This is a genomic window from Spiroplasma alleghenense, from assembly GCF_003363775.1.
Classification (GTDB): domain Bacteria; phylum Bacillota_I; class Bacilli_A; order Mycoplasmatales; family Mycoplasmataceae; genus Spiroplasma_B; species Spiroplasma_B alleghenense.
The window spans coordinates 625,093-641,771 of the sequence record NZ_CP031376.1; the positions used below are offsets into that span (position 1 = coordinate 625,093).

Sequence of the window (16,679 nt, forward strand, 5' to 3'; positions counted from 1 at the left end):
TACCCTCGCTCTATTTTAATAGTTATTTATCAAATAAAATCAATTTGTTTGATTTTAGCATCTAATATTACAGATGTAAAAGCTCCTGTTGAATATGCTCTCGAATAACATGAAAGGTATACATCTCCTGTATCTTTGTAAATATAAACTTCCGGACTTATTTCAACTTTTTGAGTTGCTCAACCTTCTTTTCGCATAAATTCCCTAGTTTCAAAAAACATTATATAATCTCTTGCTATATATTGTTTATTTACTCCAAATCCGTCTAGATTTTGTGGTTTTTTGCCATTTTTGTAATTAGCCCACATATCCCCTTTGATTCCTAAACCTCTATATTGCGCGATACATTCATAACTTTCATTAAAATCTTTTATATTACCAAGAAAAACATTTCTAACTGATGTACCTTTTTTTCAACCCTGACTTAGAGCGCTTGCTGCAGTAATTTCTGCATAGTAAGAATTTGCCGGCGCAATAAATGTAACATCTCCATTACAAAGTTTTTTATTTGTTTTATTATCTTCAAACTCAACATCAACTTGATTTTCACTTGATAATTTTTGAAAACTTGAAACTGATTCGGTTACAACTGGTGTAATCAAATTAGTAGAAATCAAAGCCGCTAGTAAATATTTCATAATACGTCCTCTTTTCCGGTATATTCTCTATACCTGACTTCATTGTACTCCTTTATTTTAAATATTTTTTATTATATAAAAAATATCCAATTCCTAGCACAACCGATCCGTTAAAAATTTCACTAATATAAATTAATCAAACTGGCATTATTGCAACAAATGAAGCTTTATTAACTAAGTCGTAGTAAGAAGTTACCTTCGAATTTGAAATGCTTATTAAATCTGGTTGAAATCCATTTTTTCTTCTTATTTTATCTTCATTTTTGATTATTTCATTTAAAGTTTTTTCATGATCAGATTGATAATCAATTTTTATTCTTCCATTAATTGTTGTTCCAAATAATGAGTAATCAAGAATTTGGAATATATTGCTTAAGTAAATATTATCTGATTTTAAAATCATCATTTGCGACATTCTGGTTCAAGGATTAAATAAGAAGTTCGTTAAATCAGAATTATTATTATAACTTTGATAATTGTATAAATATTTTATCAAGTTATCTGAGATTGAAAAAACTGCCTTGTTGAAATTCATCAATAATCAACTTGAATACATAACACCATAGTTATAATCATAGTATTCAAAAACCTCATCCCTTAATCATCTATTTCGCTCTAATAAATTCAAATTTTCTTGACTTGGTAAATAAAATGAAGTCTGGTAATATTTTTGATTTTGATTAAAATATTTAAAAATTGGCAAATATTTCATAGCCTCTTCATCATCGGATTTACTAATTTTTTCAATTAAATCTGGAAGCACTTTATTAAATTTGAAGTCATTTTTGAATTCAAAATAATTAAACTGTCCAATTTCCATTGAAGGCAAAGCCTTATAATCTGAATTTGTAATTTTGAATTCAGGATTGGCATATATCTTAATTATTTTAGTAAAACTGAATTCTTGTTCGGGTGCTTCTGAAAGACTAAAGTAACTCAAATATCTATCGTTGGAAATTCCTTGTTGATAGAAACTGATATTGGTATCTTTCATTTCCTCGTATAAATCATTTGATTTTAATATTCGATAATATTCTCAAGCGTTGAAAAATTCTCATTCCGCATTTGCTTGCACATAATTATTTTCAATTTTTTCTTCTGAGGAAAATAATGAGTAAGCTGCTGTTGCAAATGAGAGACCAAAAATTACTAAAATTAATATTACAAAAGCATAGGTAATTTTAAATATAAATGAAAATACTATAGTGGCCCCAATTAATATAAAAGCAAATAATAAAAAGTATAGATAACTTGAAACAGATCTCATGATTAAAAAATTATAAGGATTCAAGCAACTAAGAATTAAATCGAAAATAAAAGTAATTCCGATTAAACTCCAAATTATTAATAGACTTGCTTGCAAGTTGGTCGCAAATACCACAATTGCTTTTTTACCAGCTCGTAATTCCAAATTTAAAATACCACTTTCACTATCCTTATGAAATAATTTAATAGCAACAATTAAAGTTACAAATCCCAAGGAAATAATTTGGCCACCATTTTTTATAGATAAGAACACATATCAATTGGTGCTTAAATCTTGAGCTTGGCTTCGCGATGAATTAACAAGCAATAAAATCGAAAATAAAAAACTAATCAAAAAAAATGTGGCACTAGCAATGACCAATGATTTTAGTTTTATTGTACTTTTAATTTTTACTCAAAACAGATTTATGTTATTCATTTATTTTCAATTTCCTTAAACCACTTTTTTATATATTAATTATATCACTGCTAAACTAAAACAACCACTTTTAAGTGGTTGTTTTAGTTTAAATTTTAGTTTTGATAAAAAATGTTAACGAAATTAAACCAATTGTAATTGATAGGATTGGAATGAAAACCGCAAATGTTGCTGGATAATTAAAGATATCTTTGAATCCAATTCATAAAACTAATTGAATAATTATTCCAACAAATATTAATAATAACTGTTGATAAAACATAATTTTATGTTGAGGTAGTTTAAAAATTTTATTAATTAAAATCTTTTGTACAATTGTTGGAATGAATGTCACAACCGCGATTACTAGAACTACAACTGTTACTATATAATCTTGAGGTTCTGAATATCTATGAAATACTCCTGGGATGAAAACTGAAATTCCAAACCCTGCTACTGCAACTCAGAATCAAATGTTATGGAAGATCATTTCGCGAAATTCTCGACGAGTATAGATTCCGCGATAATCAAGTCAGTTGTGGAAGTGTTCGATTTCTTGGTAACTTTTATTTGAATACATCGCCCCAAATCTAAATACAATCGCGTTAATAGCTAAGATTGAAGCAATTGGAGTTAAGATGATTAGAAAAACCAAACCAGCAATCATTTGTGATTCATTGATATTAGCGTTACTAAAAGCTCCCCCAATTTCATGAAGTTGATCGTTAACTCCAGGACTTAAGATGTTGGTCATAGTTGCACCAAACATGAATTTTAAAGCGGTAATAAATTCAAAAACGTGAACTAATTTAGTATTAACAATTACTTTGTCATTGTGAGTTCCGCTTCAAGCTGTTAATAAACCTGATTCTTTTAAATTTGATTCCATTGGTAAAAAGATTATAAATCCTATTAGTAAAAATACAATCGCACTAATACCAGCAATATAAATGATGAAACGATTGATATGACGAATCTCATCATAGCGATATTGTTTGGTGCGGTCGATTAAAATTTTATAACAATAAATTCCTCCAAAGAAGAAAATAAAGATAGCGCTAATCGGAAGTAAAATTGTTAAAAATATTACAAAAGCTCCAAAACTTGAAGAAACCCCAATATTTAACATCCCATTAAATGAAAAGAATCCTAAAGCAAAGTATGCTAAAGAAAATGGATTATCAACATTACCCTCAACTCGACTCCAATAATCTTGATTAATCTCTCCCCCATTTGGTCGCAATTGTTGGAAGACTTCCTCAACATTAATTGCTGGTGCTAATGAAAAAGTTGTAATTAAGCAAAATAAAAATGCTGTTGCTGATGTTATTGTTGCAATTGTCAAAGCTTTATTACGCATATAATTCTCCTTTTTATCCTTGATTAATTTTTAATATTTTCTCTACTAATGTAGTATTCCTTGGCTTGGTAGTTTTGGCTAAACCATTTCAAAATGCTTGCGATCCACCAATTACATATAAATGTTCCTTAGCTCTGGTTATAGCAGTGTAGATAATTTTCTTACTTAAAAAATGGTTATTGGCACTTGGATCTAGAACCAGGATGACATTATTGTATTCGCTTCCCTGACTTTTATGGACACTAATTCCATAACCTAAAGTCAATTCAGCAAAATTGGCATTTTTTAAATTAACATCTCGACCGTTGAATTCACAAATAGCTTCAACAAATCTGGCATTTTCAAACTTCATTAAACCAATTATTCCAATATCACCATTAGAAATTTCTAAAACAGAATCATTTTTTAAGTACATCACCTTATCGTTTGTAGTTATTTTCGTCTCTCCCTTTTTAAAAATTTTACCACTAATTTTCGAATTTTTATTAAAATTTTCTTGAATTATATTATTTATTATATTAATCCCTAAATCTCCTTTATAGAAAGGTGCTAAAATCTGGACATGATTAATATTATTTACATCTTGTGTCGCGATTTTATTTTGATAAATTTTTATCATATTTTCAATGTTTTCTTGGTTATTATCACTAAAAAGAAAATCTATATTATTTAGCTTTTTAGTCTTGAATTCTTCAGTATCCCCACGACTAATTCCTGCTGCCAACTCAATAATATCGTTTTGCTCAGATTGTCGAAAAATTTTGTTTAGCGTAATAGTTGGAAAGTTTTTTGAAATAATTAAGTCTTCAAATAAATTCCCATAACCAACACTTGGTAGTTGATCCACATCACCAACTAAAACTAATTTCTTCGCTTGCCCTGTTCCTCTAAGGAAATCAGAAAACAAGTGATTAGATAACATGCTTGATTCGTCTAGGATGATTAAATCCAAAAATATTGGATTTGTTTCGTTAACTTCAAAACTATCGTCACCACTTGCTTTTAAAAGTTTATGAATTGTTGTAGCTTTATAACCGGTTGTTTCTTGAATCCGACTCGCAGCTCTTCCGGTTGGAGCGGCTAAAGCAAAATTTTGTGAGCCATATATTTTTTCAAAAATTCTAACCATTCCATTAATAACCATGGTTTTACCTGTTCCTGGCCCTCCGGTTAAAATAATAATATTGTTATGGATAAAAGCTTTTAAAGCTGAGATTTGAATTTCATCATAATGAAAATTATCAATTTTAAAATTATTACCAATTTCTTTTTCTACTTGAGAAAGTAAATCTTCAAAATCAATTTGATTATTATTTAACAAGGGTTCGCGCTTTTTGATTTTAGCTAAGTTATTATTAATTAATTCCTCATCATTTCAACTTTCAAAAGAGTAAATTTTGTGATCATTAAAAATTAAAGATTTTTCTTCTTTACAATAAACCAAAGCCGCCATAATGGTATCATATGAAATTGCCAATCGCTTTTGAACTTCTTCGATTAAAATATTTTTTTTAGTATGAGTGTCGCCGGTAGTAAATAGAATATTATTAATTGTCTCATAAACTCAGGCCCCCACTCTTTGAGGACCATATTGCTCGGCTCCAAAATATAACGCAACTTTGTCTACTTCCAAAAATGGTTGAAAATTATTTTTTCTTGCATAATCATAAAAATTTGATTCTAGAATTGCGCTAATTTCATTTTTATCTTCGTGTCATTTCAACATTGATTGTAAAAAACTTACCTTTAATCCATTCATAGTAAAAATTTCAAGAAGTTCTTGTTCAGCATCAACTTTGCTAACAACACTAATGATTATTTGAGCAACTTTTTCAGATACCCCTGGAACAGTTTTTATCAAATCGGGATCTTGACGAATTTTTTTAGCAGCGTCAATTCCAAGATTTTCAACAATTATTTGAGCGGTTTTAGCCCCCACAGTTGGAAATAATCCTGAAGTTCAAAAAGCGATTGCCTGTTTAATTGTGGTGCTATCAGCCACTTTAAAACTTTGAACTTCAAATGATTGTCCATATTTTGGATGCTCATCAAGAAATCCTTGAATTTCATATACCACTTTCAAGCGCATTTGTCCAATTGGGCCCTTAATTCGCATTTGTTGATTCTTGTTATTTTCATCTAAAAACAAACCGATTCCCCAACCCATTTCGTTTATGAATAAAAACTTAATTAATAATCCCCTAAAAACCTTTGTATTCATGATAGCCTCCTTGATTATTATAAATAAAATAAACCGCATTTAGTTAAATAAATGCGGTTTATAAGTTAAATTAGTCTTCTTCAAATCAATCATCAAAGTCTGAGTCCTCATCTTTATTAAGTGGTTTTTCTTTGAATTGATCTAAATTCATTTTATTTAAATCGTTTATACCAAAAACAGGAGTTTTAATATCGTTTTTAGGCTCAAATCGAACTTTTTTATCCTCTTGAACCATTTTATCGCTAAAAACTTGTTTTTGCTTGTCTAAGGAATTAATCTTCAATTTCTCAGACTCGACGACTGATTTGGTATCTAATTTTTTAATTGTTACTTTTTTTCAGTTTCAACCTCATTTTCAGATTCGTTTTCTGAAGTGCGCGGCATTTTAGGAATATCATTTGTTTGAATGATATAGTTTTTCTCAATAATTGCAGTATCAATATCACCCATGTCAAGATCGTTATTGATTTCTTCTAAATCCGAATATTTGATTGAATTAATATTTAACTGAATTACACTATCATTTTCATCCAATAAATTAATTACTTCATTGGCATTAGCTGGAAACAAATCCTTAACAAACTCATCGCGTTTTTTGTTTCAAGGATATAATCGCACTCCTTTTTTAGGACGATTCATCATTGGAACTAAGTCAGCTTTAATTTTTTTAATATTTCCTTTATTAGTAATAATAACAATATCTTCATTATCAAACGCTTTTCCCGCCACAATTTTTTCATCTTTAGCCGAGAAAGATTTTACCCCTTTTGCAGTTACACTAGCTGATGGAATTTCTTCAATGTCATATCTAACTGAGAATCCGTTTTCACTAACCATTGTAACAAACTTGGTTTTTGAAGTTACCAGAGAAGCTGAAACTAATTCATCACCATCTCCTAGTTTCATTAGTTTGAAAGCTTTTGATGACATTTTTGTCTGCATACCCTCAATTGGAGTTCTTTTAATTAAAGCATTTCTTGAAGCAACTAAAATTTCTTGTTTTGCATCTTGGAAATCATTAACTACAAATGCAGCAACAATTTTATCATTACCGTTCATTGTAGCAATCTGGTTTAAGTGCATTCCGGTTTCTTTTCATTTACTTGGATTAATTTTAAATACTGGGATTGAATAGTAAACCCCTGCTGATGAAACTAAAATCAAGTGATCTAAAGTTGTTGCTGGTACACAAGAAATTCATAAGTCATTTGGACGTCTTTTAAATTCGTCAAAACTAAACTTACCAATTTGGCTAGCTTCTAAAGCTTTTACATAACCATCTCGAGAAATTCAAATTGTAAATTCTTTTGAAACAATTGTTTGTTTAATTTCAACATCTAAAGCTTCGATTTCATTAATAATTTCAGTACGGCGAGGCACGCCAAATTCATCTTTAATTTCTTTTAAGTTTTTAATTATTTCTTGATTCATCGCTTTTTCATCTTTTAAGATTAAGTTAAAGTGAGAAATTTGAGCATTCAAGTTAGCTTGTTCTTCTTGTAACTTAACAATGTCAGTCGAAGTTAAACGGTACAAGCGTAAATCAACAATTGCTCCAGCTTGCACATCGCTAAATTGGAATCGAGCAATTAAGTTGGTGATGGCTTCACCACGGTTACTCGATCCTCTAATAATTGCAATAACTTCATCTAAAACTGAAATCGCTTTAATTAAACCTTCAATTATTTCTAAACGTTTTAGAGCTTTTGCAAGTTCAAATTCTGTTCTTTTTGTATAAGTGATTCGGTGGTGCTCAATGTAAGCTTTCAGAATCAGGATAATCCCCATTTGCATTGGTTGTTTATTAACAATAACAACATTGTTGTAGTTATATGAAACTTGTAGTGGAGTGTTTTTAAACAAGAACTTGCGAGTAACTTCAAAATCAGTATCTGTTCCAAGTTCGATCACAATTCTTAATCCAGTACGGTCAGTTTCATCACGAACTTCTTTAACTCCGATTCCCGGATTAGCATCAACCACTTCTCCAATTTTTCTTACTAAATCTTGTTTTACAACTTCATAAGGAATTTCTGTAATTACTAAATGTCCATTTTCCTCATGGAATTTTGATTGAATAAATACTCTTCCTTTTCCAGTTTCAAAAGCATTTTGAATACCATCAAATCCACGAGCAATTCCCCCAGTTGGAAAATCAGGACCTTTAACAATTTTGAAAATATCATTTAAACTTAAGTTTGGTTTATCAATCAAGGCAATTGTTGCGTCAATGATTTCACCTAAGTTATGTGGAGGCATATTTGTTGCATATCCAGCAGCAATTCCGCTTGCTCCGTTGGCTAAAATGTTTGGAAAATAAGCTGGCAGAACTGTTGGTTCTTTTTCAGAATCATCAAAGTTTGGTGCAAATAAAACTGTATTTTTTTCTAAATCTTTTAATAGTAAACCTGAAAGTTTTGCTAGACGTGTTTCAGTATAACGCATCGCTGCAGCAGAATCTCCATCAATCGAACCGTTGTTCCCTTGCATATCAATCAATGGACTTCCTAATTTTCAACTTTGACTCATACGAACTAGCGCATCATAAACTGATCCATCACCATGGGGGTGATACTTACCAATAACTTCCCCAACAATTCTGGCTGATTTTTTATGTTGTTTATCATTGGTAATTCCCAATTCATTCATTGCATAAAGAATTCTTCTTTGAACCGGTTTTAAACCATCTCGAACATCAGGTAAAGCACGTTCTTGAATAATGTATTTAGCATAACGTCCAAAACGCTCACCAATAATTGTCTCCAACGGATAATCAATGATTCCCTGTTCGTTTAATAAATTCTGTTCTTCTTTTGACATTTTCATATCTCCTTTTAATTAATATCCATTGATAATAAATCATTTACGGTTTCAAAATTCAAGAAGTCTAACAAGTTGAAGTCTTCTAAAATCTTTTCTCCCAATTTTGTTAATCATCATTCTTTGGTTTTTTCATTTTGATAATAAAACGGGAACTCATTTCTTACAATCAGTTTCTTAGTAAATTCTAAAATTACAATGTTACATTCTTCATAATTTCTGAGGTGATTATAAAGATTTAAAACCTCTTCACGATGTTCTAAGTGGGCTTCAATGACGTTGCTCATTTGTACTTGATCGCCATTATTGTTTGAGGCTGTAATCATTTTCTCGTTACAATTTAAAACAAATAAATCTTTTTCTTTTTCAGTTAGATTAACATCTCATCGAGGCACTCCTTCAACTCGATATAATAACTCAAAGTTTTTTTCAAATCGATTTGTAATTATTTTCGCTAATTTAATTATCTCAGCGTTTGATATTTCTTGAACTTCTTCATCAAAGGTTTTTGACCTGACAAAGTTTTTTAAGAAATATATTATCGCTAAGATATCAACTTTTGTTAAATAGATTTCATTTTGAAAATCTTTGTTTAGTTGTAAAATTGATTCAATTTTTGCATTGGGTACATAAGCATCCAAGATGGGATTATATGTCATCAATCCTGCATCTGGTTTAGAAAATTCCTTCGCTTTTTTTAAGTTACTTTCACTTCTTTTAATTAAGCATTTGCTAGTGTAAATACCTCAAATAACTTCATCATTTTTATTTAAATCAATTATCAAGGCATCATCGTTATTGGTTTCGTTCAAGACTTTTTTATCTTGGCCAACTTCACCTTCACAAATTTCAATGTAAACTAAATTTTTATCACGAAAGTTGGTGTGGTAATAGTAGTTAAAAATTGGATAACGCGATAATTTTAAATTAACTTCATCATATTCCTTAAAACGCTTTATCAATAAGTTATATTTCTTATCTAAGCTATCTAAATTTGACTCCATAATTTCACACTCCCTTTTAAAGTTAGTTGCTAATTAGTTCTGTTTGATCATCTTCTAAAGTAAACTTAACGTTTTCTTCAATTCATTCTTTACGAATTTCAGCATCATCACCCATTAAAGTTCTAAATGCTTTTTCTGCCACTAGTGCATCTTCGATTGTTAATAAAATTAATTTTCTTTTAGCTGGATCCATTGTTGTTTCTCAAAGTTGTTCGGCATTCATTTCTCCAAGCCCTTTGTATCTTTGAATTTCATACTTAGTCTTTGAAGATTTTAAAATCCCTGCTAATTCTTCTTCATCTCAAACATAATAGAAATCACTTTTCTTGCTTGTTGAAGTTAATTTATAAAGTGGTGGTAATGCTAAATAAACTTTATGATTTTGAATTAGCTCTTTCATATATCTGAAGAAGAAAGTTAGTAACAATACTTGAATATGAGCTCCATCAGTATCAGCATCCGTCATGATAACAACTTTTCCATAGTTTACATCATCAATATCAAAGTCTGAACCGATTCCAGCTCCAATAGCTGTAATTATAGTATTGATTTCCTCATTTTTTAGTAAATCAATTAATTTTGTTTTTTCAGCATTAATTACCTTACCTCTTAATGGAAGAATTGCTTGGAAAGTACGATCTCTTCCAGATTTTGCACTTCCTCCAGCTGAATCCCCTTCGACTAAAAATAATTCATTACGATCTTTATTTTTACCTTGTGCAGGAGTCAGTTTTCCCAACATTCCGCGAGTTTTAGATTTATTTTTTGAATCTCGAATTGCTTGACGAGCTTTACGAGCTTCGTCGCGAGCTTTACGAGCAAGAAGTGCTTTTTCAATAATTATAACAGCAACGGTTTTATTCTCTTGCAATCAAAAACTAAAGTGTTGATTAGTAATTGCTTCAGTAGCTGTTTTTGCTTCACTTGTTCCAAGTTTACCTTTGGTTTGACCCTCATACTGAATTAGATTTTCTGGAATTTTAACAGTAACAACTGCGCTTAATCCCTCTTTGATATCAGTTGAATCTAATTTTCGGTCTTTTTCCTTAATAAGATTTGCTGATTTTCCGTATTCATTTAAAGCCTTGATTAACCCTGTTCTAAATCCAGAAACATGAGTACCCCCATCAGCAGTTTTAACGTTATTTGCAAAACCCAATACTGTTTCATTATAGTCTTCAGTATATCTTAAACAAATTTCTACTTCAATTTCTTCAGCAGCCCCTTTGATTAAAATTGGACTAGTAATTGGTTTTTGATTTGTAGTTAATTCTTTTACAAACTCGACCAAACCATCTTCGAAAAAATATTCAACTTGCTTGTCGCTTCGTTCATCACGCAATTTAATTTTTAATCCTGAATTAAGTAATGCTGATTCTTTAAGTCTTTCTGAAATTGTTGAAAAACTAAACTTTGTTGTTGAAAAGATTTCTTCATCTGGTAAAAAGTTAACTTTTGTTCCAGTAGTTTTTGTTTGACCAATAACTGTTAGTGGTTCAGCTAACTTACCACCTTTTTCAAATTTAATTGAATAAATTTGTCCATCGCGATTAATTTGAACTTTGAATTTTTTACTCAAAGCATTAACAACTGATGATCCAACTCCGTGTAAACCACCAGAAGTTTTATAACCACTACCACCAAATTTACCCCCAGCATGCAAAACTGAGAAAATGATTTCTGGTGTTGATTGATTTGTATCACGGTATTTTCCCGTAGGAACTCCACGACCATTATCAACAACAGTAACTGAACCATTTTTTTCTAAAACAACTTGAATTTCGGTCGCATAACCCGCTAGCGCCTCGTCGATTGAGTTATCAACAATTTCTCACACTAAATGATGCAAACCTCTTACATCTGTTGAACCGATGTACATCCCAGGTCTTTTTCTAACAGCATCAAGTCCCTCTAAGACTTGAATACTATCTTCGTTATATGATAAGTCCTTTTTTTCTGACATTTATAATCCACCTCTTAAACTTTTTTTAGTATAAATAGATTTTGACAAAATAGCAAATTTTTTTGCAATTTTGTCGCTATTAATTAGTTATCAAGGATTAAATCCCTTAAAACTACACTATTATCCTTCAAAATATGATAAAAATCTTCATTTTTATCAATTTTTCTAACAACTATTTCAAGTAAATCACTGAGCTGATAGTTAGTTATGTATCTTGCTAACTTGAAGTTTTTTACTGATTTTCGAGAAATTTTAACTATCGCACCAGCTTCTCAGCGATGTTCTAATAATTGTTTCTCATTTACTACTATAACTGATTTTTGCTCATTGAGATTATAAAGTGCATTAGAAATCATTTTATCTCAATATCAGCTCTGATTTTCATTTTGCAAATCAAAAATATTTTCCTTAAAATAATTCAAATAATCTGGTTCTTCTTTTAAAATTTTTCTCAAATTTAATAAATAGTAATTATGATCATCTGCTGCAAGCAAAGTTGCGCCAATTAAATATTTTTCTTCAACCAATAAATTAATCTCATTTAAATACATTATTTATCCCTACTTTTTAGCAAACTTTCAATTTTAGTTGCAATCATATCAACTGCAACTTCATTTCCTTCATAATATGGAATTATAATATCAGCATATTTAATGCTTGGTTCCACAAAATACTCATGCATTGGTCTAACTGTTTGCAAGTACTTATTAACAATGTCATCAAATTTACGACCATAATCTTTCATGTCACGAGTAATTCTTCTGATTAAGCGAATATCATCATGAGTTCTGATGAAAATCTTTATATCTCCTAGTTCGCGAATTTGTTCAACATGAAGTGCTAAAATACCGTCAAGAATTATAACGTCAGCTGGTTCAATATGCTTAGTTTCACTTAATCTTGAGCTTGTTGTGAAATCATAAACTGGTGAATCTATCGCTTGTCCATTCTGAAGCTTTTTTAAATCTGATACCAATAATTCAACGTCAATTGAGTCAGGATGATCAAAGTTGATGTCCTTAGTTTTATCTTTACCAACTTCTTTAAAATCACGATAATAACTATCCATAGATAAATTTATTACTGATTTGCCCTTAAGGATGTCGTTGGCAATTCTCTTGGCAACTGTTGTTTTTCCACTAGCACTTCCCCCAGAAATAATAATAATGTTTGTCTTTTTATTTTCCATTTGACTCCTTTAAACTATTATTCATTTTAACATTAATTTTAAAAATAAAAAATTTTTATAAATTTTGATAAAATATTAATAAGTTGGTACTTATGAAGAAAAATGAAAATGCTAAAATAATCAAAGAACTTAAGGAATTTTTTACAGTTCACAATTTTTATGGGCTGGTTTCTGAATTTCAAGGAAATCAAGACCTTTATAGACCGTTGGAAATTAATAATGATTTAATCAAAGATGAGAATAATTCTGAACTTTTGAGCAATTCTGAAATCCTTAAATTAACAAAAACTGAAAGAGATAAATATTTTGAAAAAATCAAGCAAAACTATATCAGGGAAGTTTTAGAAGAACCAATTAAAAATGAAGTTCCATTTTTTGAGGTTATTTACAAAAAGATGAGTTTTATTGTCTTTGAATTTTTGCAAAAATTGAATAGACTATCAATGGAATTTGAAAACTTATTTGATTATGATTTTGATTTTCAAGCTATTTTAGACTTTAAAAAAGAATTTGAAAACTATTTAAAGAACTTTAAAAAACAACTCAAGAAAATTAATAATAAAAAAGCACTGCTATTATTAGAACAATTTGAATTATTGTATTACAATTTTGATGAATTACTAAAAGAAATGAAAACTTATTTTATTAAGCAAGGATTTAAAGATTTAGTTTTATATAATAATTATTCATTTTTCACTCTTTATAAATTCAGTGCGCAAATACTAGATAACTTTTGAATACAAAATTTTGTTAATAAAAATGGTGAATTTATTTTTGATAAAACTGATAAGTATTTCATTGGTTTCTATTTAGAATTTTTGGAAATCAAAAAAATAATTAAAGATGAATACTTGAAGACAAAAAATTCTACAAAAAATTTGCTAAAGACAATGGAGTTGATCAGCCAATTTAAAGATAAAATGTCTAAAAATTTAATTCGTTATAATTATCAAATTTTATTAAAGTCACTTGAGAATTGAATCATAAAATTTTATTTTCTTTACTTAATTCACCTGAGTGTATATGAACATCAAGGCATAATTAAGACAGAAAAAATCTATGATATTTTCCGTTTAGATATTTGACCAATAAAAAACTAAAATACTAGTTTCTTTTTTAGAAACTAGTATTTTTTATTTGTAAATTTTTTTAGCTTAAATTCAACTCTTAAATATTTTTTGATAAAACAGTTTATTTCCCTCACCCAAAAATCATGTTGTTATTATTAAGGCGGGTAATACACTAATTCAAATTATTGGTGGCGATTGAAATCCTAATCTATTATTCAAATTAGGAATAAAGACCATTCCAAAAACAATTACTGCAAAACTTGAAATTATAACTAATATTATTCAATTAACATTACTTTGGAAAATTGAAATTCTATCAGTTCGATAAATTATCGATATCATCATATGTGTTAAAAAACTTTCCAAAAAAAATGCTGCTTGAAACATTTGTAAAGCATTAGTATCTCCGCCTTGAATTCTAGCAACCAAGCCAAAACCATAACCGATAATTGCAAAATTAATTACCGAAATTATTGTAGCAGCAATCGCATTAAAAGCAGCAAAAGGCAAAATTGATTTAGTTGATCATTGCTTAGGTTTGATTATCGCTTGCTTATCAACATTATCCCAGACAAAAATTAAATTAGTAAAATCGTATAAAAGATTTTGCATCAATAAGTGTAGCGGCAACATTGGTTGGAAGTCAAATCACAAAAGCGCGATAATCAAAGTTAGCATAAATGAAAAATTATTTGTTACGGAAATCTTGATGTATTTAATTGCATTGGTAAAAATGTGGCGACCTTGTAAGAAAGCTTTTTCTAAAACTAATAAATCTTTTTCTAACATAATTGCATCAGCACTCGCCTTAGCGATTGAAGAAGCTGTATTAACACTAATTCCTACATCACTTTGTTTTAAGGCAATTGAATCATTAACCCCATCACCTAAAAAACCAACACAATGATTTTTGTCTTGCAAAGTTTTAATAATTTCTGCTTTTTGAAATGGAGTTAATTTACAAAAGACATTGTAATTTGAAGCTATAGCCTGAAGTTCTTCATTATTTAGTTTTTCAAGTTCTTTACCTGATATCGCTTTTGATTCCCTTAATCCAACTGTTTGAGCAACCCTTAGCGAATTTGAAACTGAATCACCTGTCAAAATTTTCAAGTCAACATTATTTTTGTAAATCAGTTCAACCACTTCTCCAACGCCATCTTTGATAGTATCAGTAAATATTAAAAATCCCAAAAAAATTAAATTTTTTTCTTCTATCTTAAAAATGCTTTGAGATTTTTTATATCCCAGCCCTACTAAGCGATAACCTTGATTTGAATAAAAATTTGCTTTTGTTTTAATTGATTCAAAATCATCAATATTTATTTTCTTAATTTCACCGTTAGTTTTAACGTGACTGATAGTTTCTAATATTTCCTCAATTCCACCTTTGGTAATTTGACAATAAAATTTATCTTGAAATATTTGTGTTGATACCAATCTTCTTTCGTGGGTAAAGGGAATTTCATCAATAAGTTTCATTTCTTTTAAATCATCAGGAGTATAAATATTTTTTCGTAAAATGGTTTTATCTATTTCGTTGGAAATAATCGATTGAAAATTTGCATTAAGAAATGCTAAATTTAGTAAATCACCATCCTCTTGTAAATCAAAATTAAGATAATTTTCTAAATAAATTTGAGAATTTGTTAATGTACCAGTTTTATCAGTACAAAGAATGTCAATGGCTCCTAGAGTTTGGGTTGTAGAATTATTCTTAACAACAATTTTTGTATTTTTTAATCTTTTTGATCCCTCATATAAATTCAAGGTCATGATTGCTGGAAGTGATTCAGGAGTTATTGATACAATTAAACTAATGGCAAAAACTAAAGAACTGACAATTAATCCATTTTTTAAAAACATTATTAATAAAACTAATGGAAAAATAACCACCAATGTTAATAAAAGAACTTTTGTTACCTTTTTCAACCCTAATTCATACTCTGTTACATTATTTTTTTCATCATTTTCATTCATAGAATTTGAATAAGTTTTCGGACCAACACCGAAAACTACTGCAAAACAATTTCCTGAAGTAACTTTTGAATTTTGATAAATAATATTTTCCAAATCAAATATGTTATCATTTAAATTGCCTTTATTAGAAATTGATTTTTTAATTCATTCACTCTCTCCGGTGAAATCTGATTGATCAACTGTCAAATTTTTACTTCAAACTATTCTAGCATCAGCTGGAACTTTATCACCTGAAGATAAATAAATAACTTCACCAATTGTTAGCTCCCCTTCTTCAACTAAAACTAGTTTACTATTTAAATTTTTAATGCTATCGTCTTCAAAAACATCAACCTTACTTCTTAATACTAAGATATGGTTTTCAATTAATTGAGTCAACTTTTTATTCATCTTATAGGCTTTGTAGTCTTGGAAATAATCAACTGATGTTGATAAAAAAATCATAAAAATAATTATAGCAAAAGAAATCATATCAATTGGTTCATAACCTTGTGTTAAGTAAATTACTAATTGAATGATTGCGATAATTCAAAGTAATAAGTTGAATGGTGCGAACAATGAAAAAAATATTTTTCTTCAGTGATTAAAACTATTATTGTAAATTTTATTTGAACCAAAATCATTTTTTCTAGATATAATTTCTTCCTCTTTTAAGCCCCATTCTTTTAAGCCAAATTTATCTTTAAAAGCATCGTTGTCTAAATTGTAAATATTAAAAAACTCACTTTTTTTATCTAAACTTGGAAAAGCACCCATCTTATTTTTCTTCAT

General features: G+C 29.1%; 12 protein-coding genes. 1 reads left to right on the forward strand and 11 read right to left on the reverse strand.

All coding sequences use genetic code 4. The annotated features are described in order from the left end of the window. Window positions 1-26: 26 nt before the first annotated feature. The 10 genes from SALLE_RS02815 to udk form a co-directional block, all read right to left on the reverse strand. Window positions 27-638, reverse strand: coding sequence for a hypothetical protein (locus SALLE_RS02815; protein ID WP_115558123.1), 612 nt, complete (start codon window positions 636-638; stop codon window positions 27-29). 52 nt (window positions 639-690) lie between these two features. Next, window positions 691-2,322 (reverse strand): hypothetical protein, encoded by a 1,632-nt coding sequence (locus tag SALLE_RS02820; RefSeq protein ID WP_115558124.1) that lies wholly within the window; start codon window positions 2,320-2,322, stop codon window positions 691-693. Window positions 2,323-2,410: 88 nt separating this feature from the next. Further along, window positions 2,411-3,661 (reverse strand): motility-associated protein Scm1, encoded by a 1,251-nt coding sequence (scm1, locus tag SALLE_RS02825; RefSeq protein ID WP_115558125.1) that lies wholly within the window; start codon window positions 3,659-3,661, stop codon window positions 2,411-2,413. A 13-nt stretch (window positions 3,662-3,674) separates the two neighbouring features. Next, window positions 3,675-5,882, reverse strand: a complete 2,208-nt coding sequence (gene recD2 / locus SALLE_RS02830; protein ID WP_162807939.1) for an SF1B family DNA helicase RecD2 — start codon at window positions 5,880-5,882, stop codon at window positions 3,675-3,677. A 70-nt stretch (window positions 5,883-5,952) separates the two neighbouring features. Further along, window positions 5,953-6,165: a hypothetical protein gene (locus tag SALLE_RS02835; RefSeq protein WP_115558127.1), complete on the reverse strand. Its 213-nt coding sequence runs from the start codon at window positions 6,163-6,165 to the stop codon at window positions 5,953-5,955. A gap of 44 nt (window positions 6,166-6,209) precedes the next feature. After that, entirely contained in the window at window positions 6,210-8,702 is a 2,493-nt protein-coding gene (gene parC, locus SALLE_RS02840; protein ID WP_162807940.1) for a DNA topoisomerase IV subunit A, read from the reverse strand. Window positions 8,703-8,716: 14 nt separating this feature from the next. Next, window positions 8,717-9,706 (reverse strand): hypothetical protein, encoded by a 990-nt coding sequence (locus SALLE_RS02845; protein ID WP_115558129.1) that lies wholly within the window; start codon window positions 9,704-9,706, stop codon window positions 8,717-8,719. Between the two features lie 22 nt (window positions 9,707-9,728). Further along, window positions 9,729-11,669: a DNA topoisomerase IV subunit B gene (gene parE / locus SALLE_RS02850; RefSeq protein ID WP_115558130.1), complete on the reverse strand. Its 1,941-nt coding sequence runs from the start codon at window positions 11,667-11,669 to the stop codon at window positions 9,729-9,731. Between the two features lie 83 nt (window positions 11,670-11,752). Then, the gene (locus SALLE_RS02855; RefSeq protein ID WP_115558131.1) at window positions 11,753-12,220 is read right to left on the reverse strand and encodes a hypothetical protein; all 468 of its coding nucleotides are present in this window, start codon (window positions 12,218-12,220) and stop codon (window positions 11,753-11,755) included. Beyond that, window positions 12,220-12,858: a uridine kinase gene (gene udk / locus SALLE_RS02860; protein WP_115558132.1), complete on the reverse strand. Its 639-nt coding sequence runs from the start codon at window positions 12,856-12,858 to the stop codon at window positions 12,220-12,222. Before udk ends, SALLE_RS02855 begins: the two co-directional genes overlap by 1 nt. A gap of 92 nt (window positions 12,859-12,950) precedes the next feature. Here udk and SALLE_RS02865 point away from each other — a divergent pair, with 92 nt between their 5' ends. After that, entirely contained in the window at window positions 12,951-13,958 is a 1,008-nt protein-coding gene (locus SALLE_RS02865; RefSeq protein WP_115558133.1) for a hypothetical protein, read from the forward strand. 54 nt (window positions 13,959-14,012) lie between these two features. On the opposite strand, the gene SALLE_RS02870 is transcribed toward SALLE_RS02865, so the two are convergent. Further along, window positions 14,013-16,679 (reverse strand): HAD-IC family P-type ATPase, encoded by a 2,667-nt coding sequence (locus SALLE_RS02870; RefSeq protein WP_115558134.1) that lies wholly within the window; start codon window positions 16,677-16,679, stop codon window positions 14,013-14,015.